The 968-nt window shown below is 42.6% G+C and carries 1 protein-coding gene; it reads left to right on the top strand.

The window, feature by feature from the left end; genetic code table 11:
- Nucleotides 1-630: ROK family protein (locus R7Q48_RS25210; protein ID WP_318132871.1), on the top strand; the 630-nt coding region annotated here is incomplete at its 5' end.
- Nucleotides 631-968: the final 338 nt, after the last annotated feature.

The raw sequence follows: 968 nt of genomic DNA, 5'->3' as shown, positions 1-968 counted from the left end.
TGGGCTTTAGCTGAAAAGCTCTTTGGTCATTCCCAAGAAAATGACAACTCTGTTCTTATTTCGATTCACCATGGTTTAGGCGCCGGTATCATTCTTGATGGGCGAGTTCTTCAAGGCCGCCACGGTAATATCGGTGAACTAGGGCATATTCAAATTGATCCCAACGGGAAGCGATGTCACTGTGGCAACATTGGTTGCTTAGAAACGGTTGCCAGCTCGCAAGCGATTCGTGAAGAAGTGGTAAGACGCATCTCTGAAGGTGAAGCTTCTATTCTCGCGGCTCAAGAAGAGATGAGTATCGAAAGTATCTGTGAAGCCGCGGCAAATGGCGATCCTCTCGCGGTTGATGTGATTGAAAAATTGGGACGCTATTTAGGTTCTGCAATTGCTATCGTGATCAACTTGTTTAACCCAGAAAAGATTTTGATTGGTGGGGTAATTAACCAAGCGAAAGAGGTGCTTTATCCAGCCGTTCGCCGTTGTATTGAAGAACAAAGCTTGCCTGTTTATCACCAAGATCTTGAGCTGGTGGAATCTCGCTTTTATAAACAAGCGACGATGCCGGGCGCTGCGCTGATAAAACAAGCTCTGTATGATGGGCAGTTGTTAATGAAGGTGGTGGAAGGTTAATCACTTCTTTCTATCTTTAATTTGATTTAGGGTGTGGCTCAAGAGCGCACCCTTTTTTGATCTTAAAAAGCCATCAAATGACGAATCTGAGCAGCAGTGCATTGCTATGTGCACGTCATTGATGTAATTTGCACTTATATCTAATTTGTCTCATGATGTTAAACGTATCAAGCTAACGTATTGAGTTTACTTAGATATCTATACACTCATTAAAAAACGTCGCCTTGTATTCTCAGCAAGGTTTCCAATAAAGAGTGAAAAATAATCGTTCAGAATTTAGGTAGTAGTATGTCCGGAGTGTTAAATACGGTTGATCAGCGTACGAACTTAGTGGGTGA

It is taken from the genome of Vibrio sp. 378, assembly GCF_033339435.1.
The sequence above is the reverse complement of the archived record's forward strand: the minus strand, read 5'-3'. Positions and strand labels throughout refer to the sequence as shown.